This window comes from Pseudomonas sp. EB271-G4-1, from assembly GCF_058791355.1.
On sequence record NZ_JBYTEO010000001.1, the window covers coordinates 39,538 to 54,385 of the forward strand.

The following is a 14,848-nucleotide window of genomic DNA, read 5'->3' on the forward strand; positions in this document are numbered from 1 at the left end:
AAGGAGATCGCCGGGCATTCTAGTCCTCCCGGGCTGCGCAGCCGAGAGGACTTTGTCGCTTGAGTCAGTTCTTTTTGATCAAGCCGTAGATCACCAGCAAGATGACGGCGCCCACCAGTGCGCCGATGAAGCCTGCGCCTTCACCCGCTTGATAGAGACCCAGAGCCTGGCCGCCGTAGGTGGCTGCCAGCGAACCGCCGATACCAAGCAGGATGGTCATGATCCAGCCCATGCTGTCATCGCCCGGTTTAAGGAAGCGTGCCAGCAGGCCGACGATCAAGCCGATAAAGATGGTTCCGATGATTCCCATGGCATTTCCCTCTGATTAAATGGCAGTGTCCAAAGCCTAGTCAGACTTTGGCATCCTGCCATGAGAGAACGGCGGTCCCTGAATGGTTCCGCCGCTGCCACATGAAACTGTTTTACTCGGCGATGAGCGCTTCGACCTTGAGGATCTGTGCGGCCAGCGTTTCGCGGTCTGCACAGCGCAGATTGGCGTGACCCACCTTGCGGCCGACCTTGAATGCCTTGCCGTAGTGATGCAGGTGGCAATCGGCGATGGCCAGGACTTTGTCGGTCTCCGGCACTTTACCGATGAAGTTCAGCATTGCGCTTTCGCCGACCTTGGCGGTTGAACCCAGCGGCAGGCCGGCGACCGCCCGCAGGTGGTTTTCGAACTGGCTGCACTCGGCACCTTCGGTGGTCCAGTGCCCGGAATTGTGTACGCGCGGGGCAATTTCGTTGGCCTTCAGGCCCCCGTCGACTTCAAAGAACTCGAACGCCATCACGCCAACATAATTCAGCTGCTTGAGCACACGGCTGGAATAATCTTCGGCCAAGGCTTGCAACGGGTGATCGGTGCTGGCCACGGACAGCTTGAGGATGCCACTGTCGTGGGTGTTATGTACCAGCGGATAGAACCTGGTTTCGCCATCGCGGGCGCGCACGGCGATCAGCGAGACTTCGCCGGTGAAGGGTACGAAACCTTCCAGCAGGCAAGCCACGCTGCCCAGCTCGGCGAAAGTGCCAACCACATCTTCAGCTGTACGCAGGACTTTCTGGCCCTTGCCGTCGTAACCCAGGGTGCGGGTTTTCAGCACGGCTGGCAGACCGATGGAAGCCACGGCGGCGTCCAGATCGGCTTGCGACTGAATGTCGGCGAACGCCGGGGTTGGAATGCCCAGGTCCTTGAACATGCTCTTTTCGAACCAGCGATCACGAGCGATGCGCAGGGCTTCGGCACTCGGGTAAACCGGCACGAACTGCGACAGGAACGCCACGGTTTCCGCCGGGACGCTCTCGAACTCAAAAGTCACCAGATCGACTTCATCGGCCAGCTGACGCAGGTGATCCTGATCGCCATAATCGGCGCGCAGGTGCTCGCCCAACGCGGCAGCACACGCGTCCGGCGCCGGGTCGAGGAAAGCGAAGTTCATACCCAGCGGAGTTCCCGCCAGCGCCAACATGCGACCCAATTGGCCGCCACCGATTACACCGATCTTCATCGTCAACAACCTCAGGCGATGCGTGGGTCTGGATTTTCCAGGACGCTGTCTGTCTGTTCAGCACGGAAGGTTTTCAGCACCGCGTGGAACTGCGGGTGCTTGGCGCCCAGGATACTCGCCGAAAGCAGGGCGGCGTTGATCGCACCGGCCTTGCCGATGGCCAGGGTGGCGACCGGAATGCCTGCTGGCATCTGCACGATGGAGAGCAGCGAATCGACGCCCGAGAGCATCGCCGACTGCACCGGCACGCCCAGCACCGGCAGATGGGTCTTGGCTGCACACATGCCAGGCAAGTGGGCTGCGCCACCGGCACCGGCGATGATCACCTCGATGCCACGCGCCTCGGCTTCTTCAGCGTACTGGAACAGCAGGTCCGGGGTGCGGTGGGCAGAGACCACTTTCACCTCGTAAGGGATGCCGAGCTTTTCCAGCATATCGGCGGTGTGGCTGAGGGTGGACCAATCGGACTTGGAGCCCATGATCACGCCAACCAATGCACTCATCGTCGTGCCTCTTCTCTCTGGGCGCCCGCAGGCGCATCAAAAAACAACAAGCCACGCAGAATGCGTGGCTTGATTGTACGAATTATGGCCAGGCGAACCGGCCGAAGGCCGCGCAGTATACCTCAATGAAGCAGATAAACAGCCCCCATTGCGACCATCTGTCACCCACCGCAAAGCACCGGATTTATTGACCTGAAGGTCAATCCAGTACACCACGAATTCCTGTTGGAGCTGGCTTGCCTGCGATAACGTCGACACATCACACATTTATGTTGATTTTGCTGGCCCCTTCGCGGGCAAGCCCGCTCCTACAGGGTTTTCATTGTGTTCAAGAATTGGTCGCGCCCTGCGCTGCCCCGCCTTCCAGCTTGCGCCACAACAACCTCACGTTGGCTTTGCGCACCAACGCGCAGCGGTACAAACGAATCTCCAGCGGCACATGCCATTGCGGGCCACCACACACCACCAATTCACCGCGCGCCAGCTCGGCGCGCACACTCAGTTGTGGTACCCAGGCAATCCCCAGGCCTTCCAGGGCCATGCTCTTGAGGCTATCGGCCATGGCGGTCTCATACACGGTGGTAAAGCGCAGCGCGCGCTGGCGCAGCAAACCATTGACCGAACGCCCAAGAAACGCTCCGGCGCTGTAGGCCAGCAATGGCACGCTTGCCTCGCCCTCCAGGTCGAACAGGGGCTTGCCCTGCTCGTCTGCCGCGCACACCGGGAGCATTTCGGTGTGCCCAAGGTGCAAGGAAGGAAAAATCTCAGGGTCCATCTGCATGGCCGCGTCCGGGTCATAGAACGCCAGCATCAAGTCACAACCGCCCTCGCGCAACGCATGCACGGCGTCGCCAACGTTGGTGGCGACCAACCGTGTGGCGATGTTCAAGCCTTCATTGCGCAGTTGCGCGATCCAGCGAGGGAAAAACCCAAGAGCCAGTGAGTGTGCCGCCGCGACTTGCATCACTTCGCCCTGCCCGCCTTCCAGATGATGCAGGTGGCGCAGCACCTCACCGAGCTGCTCGACCACGGTACGCGCGGTAACCAGGAACAACTGGCCTGCCGCCGTCAGCTCGACCGGCGTGCGGGAGCGGTTGACCAGGGTCAATCCCAGCGCGGCTTCGAGGCTGCGGATTCGGCGGCTAAAGGCCGGTTGAGTCACAAAGCGGCGTTCCGCTGCCTGGGAGAAGCTGCGGGTGGCGGCCAGGGCACTGAAGTCCTCCAGCCATTTACTTTCCAGATTCATCACATCCTCCCGGACACGCACCAAATTAGGTCGCACGCTCGCCGTCAACATGGCGTCACATGGGCATTATGCCGAATGTGCATAGGCCAGTGTTTAACAGCATTGGCCCAAAATTCTCCACAAGCCTAGCATTTGCAGTGTTCCGGCACAGCCCGGGTCCATATTGAGATGATTTCTATCATGTCCTCCGCTGCATCATTCCGCACAGAAAAAGACCTGCTTGGCGTACTCGAAGTACCGGCTCAAGCGTATTACGGCATCCAGACCCTGCGAGCGGTGAACAACTTCCGTCTCTCCGGCGTTCCGATCTCGCATTACCCGAAGCTGGTAGTCGGCCTGGCCATGGTCAAGCAAGCCGCCGCTGACGCCAACCGCGAGCTGGGTCACTTGAGTGAAGCCAAGCACGCGGCCATCAGCGAAGCCTGTGCACGACTGATCCGCGGCGATTTCCACGAAGAATTCGTGGTGGACATGATTCAAGGCGGCGCTGGCACTTCTACCAACATGAATGCCAACGAAGTCATCGCCAACATCGCGCTGGAGGCCATGGGTCACCAGAAGGGCGAATACCAGTACCTGCACCCGAACAACGACGTGAACATGGCGCAGTCGACCAACGACGCCTACCCGACCGCGATCCGCCTGGGTCTGCTGCTGGGTCATGACGCGCTGCTGGCCAGCCTCGACAGCCTGATCCAGTCGTTCGCCGCCAAAGGTGAAGAATTCAGCCACGTCCTGAAGATGGGCCGTACCCAGCTGCAAGACGCTGTGCCGATGACCCTTGGCCAGGAATTCCGTGCGTTCGCCACGACCTTGGGCGAAGACCTGGCACGCCTGAAGACCTTGGCACCCGAGCTGCTGACCGAAGTGAACCTGGGCGGTACCGCAATCGGCACCGGCATCAACGCCGACCCGCGTTACCAGCACCTGGCCGTTCAGCGCCTGGCCACCATCAGCGGTCACCCGCTTGTACCGGCAGCCGACCTGATCGAAGCCACCTCTGACATGGGCGCCTTCGTGCTGTTCTCCGGCATGCTCAAGCGCACCGCGGTCAAGCTGTCGAAGATCTGCAACGACCTGCGCCTGCTGTCCAGCGGCCCACGAACCGGCATCAACGAAATCAACCTGCCGGCGCGTCAGCCAGGCAGCTCGATCATGCCAGGCAAGGTCAACCCGGTAATCCCGGAAGCCGTGAATCAGGTAGCGTTCCAGATCATCGGCAACGACTTGGCCCTGACCATCGCGGCCGAAGGCGGCCAGCTGCAACTGAACGTGATGGAGCCGCTGATCGCCTTCAAGATCTTCGACTCGATCCGCCTGTTGCAACGCGCCATGGACATGCTGCGCGAGCACTGCATCACCGGCATCACCGCCAACGAAGAACGTTGCCGTGAACTGGTCGAGCACTCGATCGGCCTGGTGACCGCGCTGAACCCGTACATCGGCTATGAAAACGCCACCCGTATCGCCCGCATCGCCCTCGAAAGCGGCCGCGGCGTATTGGAACTGGTGCGCGAAGAAGGTCTGCTCGACGACGCCATGCTCGCCGACATCCTGCGCCCGGAAAACATGATTGCCCCGCGTCTGGTGCCTCTGAAGGCTTAACCAACGCTGTAGCACCGCTCACCAGGTCGAGGGACTAGACACCTCTCACCTTTTGAGGGCTTGGAGATTTCTCTCCAAGCCCTTTTTTTTACAAGCGAAAAGATCGCAGCCTTCGGCAGCTCCTACGGGGGAATGCGGTCCCTGTAGGAGCTGCCGCAGGCTGCGATCTTTTGATCTTGCACCACAACCGTGCAGACGGACGGCACTGTCATCGGTATAGTGCCGCCCCTCTTCGCGTGAGCGGTCGTCGGTAGCGAGGCCACAACCCATGCGAAACCCGAACTAACAACAAACCCGCGATATGAATCCGGGACGAACTTCGCCTGATCCGTTATGCCGTGCGCGAACGGATGTAACACGATGTTTCTTCCTGGCCAGCATCTGCCTACACAAAAAACAGCGAGGAATAACCATGCTCGAAGTCATTAACGACTTCCTCTCAGGGAAAGTACTGATCGTGCTCATTGTCGGGCTCGGTAGCTACTTCACGATCCGCTCGCGTTTCGTTCAATTGCGTCACTTCTTCCACATGTTCGCGGTGTTCCGGGACAGCCTCAAAAGCAGCGCTGGGCAACTCAGCTCGTTCCAGGCCCTGATGCTCAGCCTTGCCGGTCGTGTCGGCGCAGGCAACATCGCCGGTGTCGGTATTGCCGTGACACTGGGCGGCCCCGGTGCCGTGTTCTGGATGTGGGTGACCGCACTGGTCGGCATGTCCAGCAGCTTCTTTGAATGCTCCCTCGGCCAACTCTACAAACGCACCGATGCCGACGGCACCTTCCGTGGCGGTCCGTCCTATTACATTCAGCACGGCCTGCAGAAGCGCTGGTTGGGGATGATCATGGCGTTCCTGCTGCTGATCACCTTCGGCTTCGCCTTCAACGGCCTGCAATCCCATGCCGTGACCCACTCGCTGAACAACGCTTTCGGCCTCGACACCACCTGGACCGGCCTTGGCCTTGCCGTACTGCTGGGCCTGGTGTTCATCGGTGGGATCAAGCGCATCGCCAAGGTCGCCGACCTGCTGGTGCCAGTGAAAACCCTGGTGTACATCGGCGTGACCATCTACGTGATCGTGCTGCAGTTCGATCAGGTACCGGGCATGCTGATGACCATCGTTAAAAGCGCCTTCGGCCTTGACCAGGCATTTGGCGGCCTGATCGGCAGCGCGATTATCATGGGCGTTAAACGTGGCGTATTCGCCAACGAAGCGGGCCTGGGCAGCGCGCCGAACGTGGCCGCGGTGGCCTCGGTCGAGCACCCCGTCGCCCAAGGCGTGGTTCAAGCGTTCAGTGTGTTCCTCGACACCTTCGTGATCTGCACCTGCACGGCCCTGCTGATCCTGCTCTCGGGTTTCTACACCCCGGGCTTCGAAGGCGACGGTATTGCCCTGACCCAGAACTCCCTGGCTGCCGTGGTCGGTGACTGGGGCCGGATGTTCATTTCCGTGGCGCTGGCGTTGTTCGTGTTCACCTCGATCCTCTACAACTACTATCTGGGTGAGAGCAACCTGCGCTTTTTGATCGGTGAAAACCGCAAGGCACTGATGGGCTACCGTGCGCTGGTTCTGGTGCTGATCTTCTGGGGCGCCATCGAAAACCTCGGGACCGTGTTCGCCTTTGCCGACATCACCATGACGATGCTCGCGTTCGTCAACCTGATCGCGCTGTTCCTGCTGTTCAAGGTCGGCATGCGCATCCTGCGCGACTACGATGACCAGCGTGCAGCCGGGATCAAGACGCCGGTGTTCGATTCGAGCAAGTTCCCGGACCTGGATCTGGATCGCCAGGCCTGGCCAGCCAATCCGCCTACAGTCACCACCAAGGCCGAAGCCGTGCCGCAAGGCGTGCCCGCAGCGCAACGCTGATCGGTTAAAGTGCGAAATCCCTTGTGAGAGCGGGCTTGCTCGCGAAAGCGGTGTATCAGACAACACTAATGTCGCCTGACACTCCCTCTTCGCGAGCAAGCCCGCTCCCACAGGACATCATCGTTCTCGGAGCAGCTCCATGAATTCCTCGACCTACCCTGCCGCCCAGCACGTCATGGTGCTCTACACGGGCGGCACCATCGGCATGCAAGCCAGTGCCCACGGCCTGGCGCCGGCGTCCGGTTTCGAAGCGCGGATGCGTGAGTACCTGCACAGCCAGCCTGATCTCGTGGTACCGCAATGGCGCTTTCGCGAAATGTCGCCGCTGATCGACAGCGCCAACATGACCCCGGCGTATTGGCAGCAATTGCGTGAAGCAGTGGTCGATGCCGTGGACGTGCAAGGTTGCGACAGCGTGCTGATCCTGCACGGCACCGACACCCTCGCCTACAGCGCCGCCGCCATGAGCTTTCAATTGCTCGGCCTGCACGCACGCGTTTGCTTTACCGGCTCGATGTTGCCGGCCGGCGTGACCGACAGCGATGCCTGGGAAAACCTCGGCGGCGCCCTGGTTGCATTGGGCCAGGGCCTGGCTCCGGGTGTGCACTTGTACTTCCACGGTGAATTGCTGGACCCAACCCATTGCGCGAAAGTGCGCAGTTTCGGCCGTCATCCGTTCAAGCGACTGGAACGTCAGGGTGGTGGTGCGAAAGCGTCTTCGATTCCGGCGCAACTGCATTACAACCAAGCCCGGCAACAGGCGAACGTTGCAGTGTTACCGCTGTTTCCCGGCATCGGCGCCGAAATACTCGATGGCCTGATCGACAGCGGTATTCAGGGCCTGGTGCTGGAATGCTACGGCAGCGGTACCGGGCCGAGCGACAATCCCGGGTTCCTCGCCAGCCTGGAACGGGCGCGGGACGCGGGCGTCGTGGTGGTGGCAGTCACGCAGTGCCACGAAGGTGGCGTAGAACTGGACGTGTATGAGGCGGGCAGTCGTTTGCGGGTGGCCGGTGTGCTTTCAGGTGGCGGCATGACCCGTGAAGCGGCGTTCGGCAAGCTGCATGGCTTGCTGGGGGCAGGACTTGAACCTGCGGAGGTCCGGCGGCTAATTGAACTGGACTTGTGTGGGGAGCTGGCCTGATACATCGAAGCTTACCCATCAGCCTGTTTCCCACGCTTTAAAACTTTCCGCCAGACACATCAGGTGTCTGGCGGAAAACCTCGTCGATCAACTTACACCTTGTACTTGAAGCAACCGTGCCAGGGCCTCGGCCTCAACCGGCCGGCTGATCAGATAGCCTTGCACTTCATCACAATGTTCGGCTTTCAAAAATTCAAGCTGCTCCAGCCGTTCCACGCCTTCAGCCACCACTTTCAATTTCAAGCCGTGCGCCATCGCAATGATTGCCCGAGTGATCGCCGCGTCTGCCGTACCCTCTCCCAGGCCCCGGATAAACGCCTGATCGATCTTCACGTAATCCACCGGGATGCGCTTGAGGTAGCTCAGGGACGAATACCCGGTGCCGAAATCGTCGATCGCCAGCGTAACGCCCAAATCACGCAGTTGCTGGAACGTCGCGATAATGTGCTCGACGCTGTCGAGTAACTGGCTCTCGGTCAGTTCCAGCTCCAGATAATGCGGCGCCAACCCGGTTTCTTCCAGGACCTGACGCACCAGGCTTACCAGTTTGCCCTGACGCAATTGGTGCACCGACAGATTGACCGACACCCGAATTCCCTCAAGCCCCAGGCGCTGCCACTCGCAGGCTTGCCAGCAGGCCTGGCGCAAGACGAACTCGCCGATTGGGCCGATCAAACCGGTCTCCTCCGCCAAGCCAATGAAATCCCCCGGCGGCACACGTCCCATGGTCGGGTGGTCCCAACGCACCAAGGCCTCGGCAGCATTGAGCTTGCCCGTGGCGAGGCACAGCTTCGGTTGGTAAAACACCTTCAGTTGCTTCTCTTCGACCGCTTTGCGCAGATGATTTTCCAGCTGCAGGCGCTCAAGGGTGCTGGCTTGCAAGCTATCGGTGTAGAACTGGAAATTGTTACCCCCCAAATGCTTGGCGTGCTGCATAGCCATGTTCGACTGACTGACCAATGCGGATATTTCCCGGGCGTTGTCCGGCAACAGGCTGATACCCATGGATGCGCTGACCACCAGCTCATGACCGTCGACGGTCACCGGCACACGCAATTTGGCCGACAAGCGAGTCGCCACTCGCGCCAGACTGGAGAGGTTGCCGTAGGCATTGAACAGGACGGCGAATTCATCGCCGGACAAGCGTGCGATGGTGTCTGCCTCGGGCAATGCGTTGACCAGGCGCCGGGCCATTTTCTGCAATAGCTGATCGGCCACCTCATGACCCAGGCTGTCGTTGAGCTGCTTGAAGCGATCCAGATTGATGTGCAACAAAGCCAGGCTGCGATAACCGCCCTGGCGTACCCGCTGATGTGCTTCGCTGAGTCGTTCGCGGAACATCGAGCGATTGGCCAGCCCCGTGAGTTCGTCGTGATGGGTCAGGTAGCGCATGCGCTCCTCGGATTCTCGCCTTGCCGAGAGATCCGCGAAGAAGCCCACGATATGACTGACATTTCCCCGAGTATCGCGTACGGCGGTCAATTGCAGCCATTGCGGATACATCTCGCCACTCTTGCGGGTTTCCACCAGCTCACCCTGCCAATTGCCGTGCTGCTCCAGGGTTAGATGGATCGCACCGTAATGCCGGCGCGCATCGCGACTGCAGGGCAACTCGACCACGTTGCGTCCAAGAACCTCCTCGATTTCATAGCCAGTGACCCGGCTGAAGGCTTGGTTGACCGCGATCACGGCATAATTCGGATCGAAAATCACAATGCCTTCGCTGGCGGCCTCGAACACGGTCGCCGCCAGTTGCAGTTGCTCTTCCTGGACCTTGCTGACACTGATATCGCGCCGCGTGCCCACCATGCGAATCACCCGGCCGTTGGCGGCACGTTCCACCGCCCGTCCGCGGTCCTCGATCCACACCCAATGGCCATCGCCATGCCGCACGCGGTACTCGATCTGGTAATCCTCGGTGCGCCCCTTCAAATGCTCGACCAACGCCTTTTTCAGTGCAGGAAGGTCGTCGGGATGCAAGCGCGGTTTGAGGTGGCGCAATAATGCCGTCACCTGGTCCGGCTCCAGGCCGAACAATTCCTGGATCTGCGTGTGATGGACTTCATCGGTTTGCAGGTTCCAGTCCCACAACCCCAGTTCGCTGGCCTTCAGTGCCAGTGCCAGGCGCGCCTCACTCTTGCTCAGCGCCTGGTTGGCCGCGTCCAGCTCCAGACTGCGCTGGGCGACACGGTTTTCCAGGTCGACCTGGATTTCGCGTAATTCGTCTTCGGCACGCCGACGCTGATCGATTTCCCTGGCCAGCTTTTGATTGAGCTGATCGCTGCAGTTCTGCGCCTGCTGCAGATTCTCGATCAGCGCCTGATTCTGGAAGCGTCGCAACAGGCCCCGATCGATCAGCCGGTTCACTTGCCAGGCAACCACACTCAGCGCACCCAGCAAAATCAAGCCGAACCAGCCCCAACCGTGCTCATCCCCACCCCAGAACATATAGGCAATGGCCGGCAACAGGCAGGGTAAGGTGAAGGACAGGAACGCCGGCAAACTCACCGCATAGGCCACGCTGGCCGACAGCGCCGCGGCGCCGATCAGGCCAAAGACCCAGGCTTGTTGAATAAAGTTATCGGCAGGAACCAGAGCAATACCGGCGCCAGCCAGGGTCAGGCCCGTGAGACCCGAGCCCAGTAAAAACATGCGCCGCCAGATCGGATGAGCCTGGCGGTTGGGAATCGCCGAATCGAAGGCCGCCACCTGGATCACCCGCAATGCCACCAGCGACAGCAACCACACCAGCCAGACACTGACCAGGAAGTAGCGCTGCGGACTCCAGAGCAATCCAGCGCAGACCAGGCCATTGATCAACATGAACAGCGTGGGCAGCAAGGACCCCTGATACAACAGACGCGTGCGTTCGACCGCCATTTCCATGGCGTATTGTTTACGAATAACCCTGGGCTCCACAGTAGGGCCCGACAGGTCGAAGCTGAGGGTCATAGGCAGTGTTCTTGTTCTTATAATGATGAGCATGTGCCCGAAACGTCGACGGAGCATACACAAGCCAATGCCCGGACCAAACTGCTCCCGATCAAAAAACAGACCAAAGTATCAGCCGCCAGCGGTGGCAAAATGCCGCCAAACAGGCACGGCAAACGATTGCAGCCGATGACTGACCGGTCGTCCCTTGCGTAACTTTCATCGGCTAAAACGAAGCGGGGTTTGCCCGGGGTGACGCGGCCCCCTAGAATGGCCCGATGCGCGATGATCTCTCCCTTCTGCTGAACTCTCTCAACGATGCCCAACGCCAGGCCGTAGCTGCCTCCGTGGGTCGTCAGTTGGTCCTGGCCGGTGCTGGTTCCGGTAAAACCCGAGTGCTGGTGCACCGTATCGCCTGGTTGATCCAGGTCGAAAACGCCTCGCCCCACTCCATCCTGTCGGTGACCTTCACCAACAAGGCTGCTGCCGAGATGCGCCATCGCATCGAGCAGCTGATGGGTATCAACCCGGCCGGCATGTGGGTCGGCACCTTCCACGGCCTGGCGCACCGCTTGCTGCGGGCGCACTGGCAGGAAGCCGGCCTGAGCCAGACCTTCCAGATTCTCGACAGCGACGACCAGCAACGCCTGGTCAAGCGGGTGATCCGCGAGCTCGGCCTGGACGAACAGCGCTGGCCCGCCCGTCAGGCCCAATGGTTCATCAACGGGCAGAAAGACGAAGGTCTGCGCCCGCAACACATTCAAGCCAGCGGCGACCTGTTCCTGGCGACCATGCGCAGCATTTATGAGGCCTACGAGGCCGCGTGCCTGCGCGCCGGTGTCATCGACTTCTCCGAATTGCTGCTGCGCGCCCTCGACCTGTGGCGCGATCACCCTGGCTTGCTGGCGCACTATCAGAAGCGCTTCCGGCACATTCTGGTGGACGAGTTCCAGGACACCAACGCCGTGCAGTACGCCTGGTTGCGCCTGCTGGCCAAAGGTGGCGACAGTCTGATGGTGGTCGGCGACGACGACCAGTCGATCTATGGCTGGCGTGGCGCGAAAATCGAGAACATCTACCAGTACTCCGAAGACTTCCCGGACGCCGAAACCATTCGCCTGGAGCAGAATTACCGCTCCACCGCAGGCATCCTCAAGGCCGCCAACGCCTTGATCGCCAACAATACCGGGCGCTTGGGCAAAGAGTTGTGGACCGACGGCGGCGACGGCGAAGCGATCAACCTGTACGCCGCGTTCAACGAACACGACGAAGCTCGCTACGTTGTCGAAACCATCGAAAGTGCGCTGAAAACCGGCTTGGCTCGCAGCGATATCGCGATTCTGTACCGTTCCAACGCCCAATCGCGCGTGTTGGAAGAAGCCTTGCTGCGCGAGCGCATTCCCTACCGCATCTACGGCGGCCAGCGCTTCTTCGAACGTGCTGAAATCAAGAACGCCATGGCCTACCTGCGATTGCTCGAAGGCCGTGGCAACGATGCCGCGCTGGAACGGGTGATCAACGTGCCAGCCCGGGGCATCGGCGAGAAAACCGTCGAAGCGATCCGCGACCACGCCCGCCACAGTGATGTGTCGATGTGGGAAGCGATGCGCCAGCTGGTGGCCAATAAAGGCGTTACCGGCCGCGCAGCCGGCGCGCTGGGCGCGTTTGTCGAGTTGATCGAGAACCTTGCCGCCAAGTGCATGGAAATGCCGTTGCACCTGATGACCCAGACCGTCATCGAACAGTCGGGGCTGATCGCCTATCACGAAGCGGAAAAAGGCGAGAAGGGCCAGGCCAGGGTAGAAAACCTTGAGGAACTGGTCAGCGCGGCGCGCAACTTCGAAAACAGCGAAGAGGACGAGGACCTGACGCCACTGGCAGCCTTCCTCGGTCACGCCTCGCTGGAAGCCGGCGATACCCAGGCCGACGAACACGAAGACAGCATTCAATTGATGACCCTGCACAGCGCCAAGGGCCTGGAATTTCCCTATGTGTTCCTGGTGGGCATGGAAGAAGGCCTGTTCCCGCACAAGATGAGCCTGGAAGAACCCGGCCGTCTTGAGGAAGAACGTCGCCTGGCCTATGTCGGCATCACTCGGGCCATGCAGAACCTGGTGATGACCTATGCCGAAACCCGACGCCTCTACGGCAGCGAGACCTACAACAAGGTTTCGCGGTTCGTACGCGAAGTGCCCAAGGGCCTGATTCAGGAAGTACGGCTTTCCAACAGCGTCAGCCGGCCGTACGGCGGCAATCAGTCGATGAGTGGCAGCAATCTGTTCAGCGGCAGCGAGATTCCGCAGACCGGCTTCAGCCTGGGCCAGACTGTACGCCACTCGATCTTCGGTGACGGCGTGATCCTCAACTTCGAAGGCGCCGGAGCGGCGGCTCGGGTACAGGTTAACTTCAGCGAAGGCAGCAAGTGGCTGATGCTGGGGTATGCCAAGCTGGAAGCGATCTAAAGACCGCCGCTCCCACAGGGTTATGCATCGTCTGAACTGAAAGGAAACGACTCATGGGCTCAGGCTTCTTTTCTTCCTGGACATTCTGGGCCCTGTTATCGGCAGCATTCGCGGCAATGACCGCCATTTTCGCGAAGATCGGTGTCGAAAACGTCAATTCAGACTTCGCCACCCTGATACGCACGGTGGTGGTGCTGGTCAGCCTGGCCTTGATTTTGTGCGCCACGGGCCAATATCAGTCTTTAGGATCGATCTCCTCCAGAAGCTACCTGTTCCTGTTGTTGTCGGGCCTTGCCACCGGTGCCTCGTGGATTTGCTACTTCCGCGCACTCAAGGTCGGCCCGGCCTCACTGGTTGCCCCTGTGGACAAACTCAGCGTGGTGCTGGTAGCCGTGCTCGGTGTGGTCCTGCTGGGCGAGAAGCTTGATCTGCGCCAATGGAGTGGGATCGGCCTGATCACGGCGGGCGTCATCATGCTCGCGCTGCGACGATAAACATCTTCCTACAGAACTTATCCACTTTTCCTACAGACCAAAGTTAACAAGCCCTATTGCACTGACTGAAGCTGAATGCAACCTGTCAGGCAAAAGCTCGAAACACTCTGCCGCTAGCCAGTAACACTTCAGCTGTGCAACATGGCGCGCGTGCCTTCCACAAATGGGAATTCCCTTTATGAAACGTTTTCTTAGCATCGCCATGGCGTTGTGCATCGGCTTGACGATGAGCCTCGACGCCAATGCCGCCAAGCGCTTTGGTGGTGGCAAAAGCGCAGGCGCTGCGCCGACACACCAGACCAGCCAGATGGCTCCTTCTTCTCCAGGCATGGGCGGCGCTGCAGCGACCGCTGGTGCAGCCGGTGCCGCGGGCGCCGCAGCCAAGGCCGGTGGCGCTTCGCGCTGGCTCGGCCCTCTGGCCGGCATCGCCGCTGGTGGCCTGCTGGCATCCATGTTCATGGGCGACGGTTTCCAGGGCATGCAGATCCTCGACATCCTGATCATGGCGGTCATCGCGTTCCTGGTCTTCCGCTTCATTGCCGCTCGTCGTCGCAAGCAGCAGCCGCAAATGGCTCCGGCAGGCTACGCGCCGATGCAGCGTGAGGCGTTCGAACAGAAGCCTGCTGGCGGTTCGATCTTCGGTGGCGCGGCAGCACCGGTTGCCGCTCGTCCGGTAATCAACGCTCCGGCCTGGTTCAACGAACACAACTTCATCGAAGCTGCGCGCAATCACTTCCAGTCCCTGCAGCAACACTGGGACGCGAACGAAATGGACAAGATCGCCGAGTTCGTGACCCCGCAAATGCTGGAGTTCCTCAAGCGCGAACGTGCTGACCTGGGTGACGGCTTCCAGTCCACCTACATTGATAACCTGAATGTGCAATTGGACGGCGTAGAAGATCGTGCCGACAAGACCATCGCCACCCTGACCTTCAGCGGCGTGTCGAAGACCTCGCGTTTCGACCAGGGCGAAGTGTTCAGCGAAAGCTGGAACATGGAACGTGCACAGGGCGAAAACCAGCCTTGGCTGGTGGCTGGTATCCGCCAGAACGGCTGATTCCCCTCCGCGCTTCACTTGTTGTAATAAAAACCCC

At 60.3% G+C, this 14,848-nt stretch carries 11 protein-coding genes; 6 read left to right on the plus strand and 5 right to left on the minus strand.

Annotated elements, in window-relative coordinates:
* Positions 1-64: 64 nt before the first annotated feature.
* From AC3WWR_RS00205 to AC3WWR_RS00220, 4 genes are all read right to left on the minus strand, one after another.
* Positions 65-310 (minus strand): GlsB/YeaQ/YmgE family stress response membrane protein, encoded by a 246-nt coding sequence (locus AC3WWR_RS00205; protein ID WP_020797938.1) that lies wholly within the window; start codon positions 308-310, stop codon positions 65-67.
* Between the two features lie 112 nt (positions 311-422).
* A complete protein-coding gene (locus AC3WWR_RS00210; RefSeq protein WP_020797939.1) occupies positions 423-1,505 on the minus strand; it encodes a 5-(carboxyamino)imidazole ribonucleotide synthase in 1,083 nt (360 codons plus the stop codon).
* 11 nt (positions 1,506-1,516) lie between these two features.
* Complete coding sequence (gene purE, locus AC3WWR_RS00215; protein WP_007971731.1) at positions 1,517-2,008, minus strand: 5-(carboxyamino)imidazole ribonucleotide mutase; 492 nt, start codon at positions 2,006-2,008, stop codon at positions 1,517-1,519.
* Between the two features lie 328 nt (positions 2,009-2,336).
* Positions 2,337-3,254, minus strand: a complete 918-nt coding sequence (locus tag AC3WWR_RS00220; protein WP_033045512.1) for a LysR substrate-binding domain-containing protein — start codon at positions 3,252-3,254, stop codon at positions 2,337-2,339.
* A 180-nt stretch (positions 3,255-3,434) separates the two neighbouring features.
* On the opposite strand from AC3WWR_RS00220, the gene aspA reads away from it, so the two are divergent.
* The 3 genes from aspA (at position 3,435) to AC3WWR_RS00235 (ending at position 7,867) form a co-directional block, all read left to right on the plus strand.
* Positions 3,435-4,859, plus strand: coding sequence for an aspartate ammonia-lyase (gene aspA / locus AC3WWR_RS00225; RefSeq protein ID WP_020797941.1), 1,425 nt, complete (start codon positions 3,435-3,437; stop codon positions 4,857-4,859).
* 412 nt (positions 4,860-5,271) lie between these two features.
* On the plus strand, positions 5,272-6,723 hold the full coding sequence (locus AC3WWR_RS00230; protein ID WP_020797942.1) for an alanine/glycine:cation symporter family protein: 1,452 nt from the start codon (positions 5,272-5,274) through the stop codon (positions 6,721-6,723).
* 139 nt (positions 6,724-6,862) lie between these two features.
* Entirely contained in the window at positions 6,863-7,867 is a 1,005-nt protein-coding gene (locus AC3WWR_RS00235; protein WP_020797943.1) for an asparaginase, read from the plus strand.
* Positions 7,868-7,954: 87 nt separating this feature from the next.
* On the opposite strand, the gene AC3WWR_RS00240 is transcribed toward AC3WWR_RS00235, so the two are convergent.
* Positions 7,955-10,819: an EAL domain-containing protein gene (locus AC3WWR_RS00240; RefSeq protein WP_083349921.1), complete on the minus strand. Its 2,865-nt coding sequence runs from the start codon at positions 10,817-10,819 to the stop codon at positions 7,955-7,957.
* Between the two features lie 257 nt (positions 10,820-11,076).
* Here AC3WWR_RS00240 and uvrD point away from each other — a divergent pair, with 257 nt between their 5' ends.
* The 3 genes from uvrD to AC3WWR_RS00255 all read left to right on the plus strand — a co-directional run bounded on the left by uvrD (position 11,077) and on the right by AC3WWR_RS00255 (position 14,811).
* Complete coding sequence (gene uvrD, locus AC3WWR_RS00245; protein ID WP_020797945.1) at positions 11,077-13,260, plus strand: DNA helicase II; 2,184 nt, start codon at positions 11,077-11,079, stop codon at positions 13,258-13,260.
* A 53-nt stretch (positions 13,261-13,313) separates the two neighbouring features.
* Positions 13,314-13,754, plus strand: coding sequence for an EamA family transporter (locus AC3WWR_RS00250; protein WP_033038816.1), 441 nt, complete (start codon positions 13,314-13,316; stop codon positions 13,752-13,754).
* Between the two features lie 178 nt (positions 13,755-13,932).
* Positions 13,933-14,811 carry a Tim44 domain-containing protein gene (locus AC3WWR_RS00255; RefSeq protein WP_033038818.1) on the plus strand — a complete coding sequence of 293 codons (879 nt, stop codon included), beginning with the start codon at positions 13,933-13,935 and terminating at the stop codon, positions 14,809-14,811.
* The last annotated feature ends 37 nt before the right edge of the window (positions 14,812-14,848 follow it).

Bases quoted from the DNA above. Each gene is read 5' to 3' on its own strand.
- aspA (WP_020797941.1), top strand. From the start codon at position 3,435: ATGTCCTCCGCTGCATCATTCCGCACAGAAAAAGACCTGCTTGGCGTA.
- uvrD (WP_020797945.1), top strand. From the start codon at position 11,077: ATGCGCGATGATCTCTCCCTTCTGCTGAACTCTCTCAACGATGCCCAA.
- AC3WWR_RS00235 (WP_020797943.1), top strand. From the start codon at position 6,863: ATGAATTCCTCGACCTACCCTGCCGCCCAGCACGTCATGGTGCTCTAC.
- AC3WWR_RS00250 (WP_033038816.1), top strand. From the start codon at position 13,314: ATGGGCTCAGGCTTCTTTTCTTCCTGGACATTCTGGGCCCTGTTATCG.
- AC3WWR_RS00255 (WP_033038818.1), top strand. From the start codon at position 13,933: ATGAAACGTTTTCTTAGCATCGCCATGGCGTTGTGCATCGGCTTGACG.
- AC3WWR_RS00220 (WP_033045512.1), bottom strand. From the start codon at position 3,254: ATGAATCTGGAAAGTAAATGGCTGGAGGACTTCAGTGCCCTGGCCGCC.
- AC3WWR_RS00240 (WP_083349921.1), bottom strand. From the start codon at position 10,819: ATGACCCTCAGCTTCGACCTGTCGGGCCCTACTGTGGAGCCCAGGGTT.
- AC3WWR_RS00210 (WP_020797939.1), bottom strand. From the start codon at position 1,505: ATGAAGATCGGTGTAATCGGTGGCGGCCAATTGGGTCGCATGTTGGCG.
- AC3WWR_RS00205 (WP_020797938.1), bottom strand. From the start codon at position 310: ATGGGAATCATCGGAACCATCTTTATCGGCTTGATCGTCGGCCTGCTG.
- purE (WP_007971731.1), bottom strand. From the start codon at position 2,008: ATGAGTGCATTGGTTGGCGTGATCATGGGCTCCAAGTCCGATTGGTCC.
- AC3WWR_RS00230 (WP_020797942.1), top strand. From the start codon at position 5,272: ATGCTCGAAGTCATTAACGACTTCCTCTCAGGGAAAGTACTGATCGTG.